Consider the following 352-nt stretch of genomic DNA (forward strand, 5'->3'; position numbering starts at 1 on the left):
GGCTTACAGCGGAGCTGCTAATTCCTTCCGAATTATAAATGACATAAGTTGCCAGCCTTTCTCCAGGAGTGGATGGAACCTGGTTGTGTGAATAAGTAAACTCCCTTAGGATCTGTTGATAAACACTGGCGCTGGCTTAACCACTTATAGAGATGGTGGCGGTAGGAGTATATTGACGGGAGAACTGTAGTTCGTATTGGGAAATAAGTTCAATTCCCTTGGGGGTAAAAAATAATGGCTCATTCAGCGCATTATCAAGAATCTGTGTAAGTGTAACCTCAGCCCCTGAAATAAGAGAGGAGCCGCCAAGAACTTGCAAATCACCGTCAACCCTTACCGCACCATTCCCCTC

1 protein-coding gene is annotated in these 352 nt (G+C 45.5%); it reads right to left on the reverse strand.

Going from position 1 to position 352, the window contains the following annotated elements:
• Positions 1–136: 136 nt before the first annotated feature.
• A partial coding sequence (locus A6X21_RS24960) for a hypothetical protein (protein WP_205847364.1) occupies positions 137–352 on the reverse strand: 216 nt, incomplete at its 5' end.

It is taken from the genome of Planctopirus hydrillae (assembly GCF_001707835.1).
In the GTDB taxonomy this organism is placed as follows: Bacteria; Planctomycetota; Planctomycetia; order Planctomycetales; family Planctomycetaceae; genus Planctopirus; species Planctopirus hydrillae.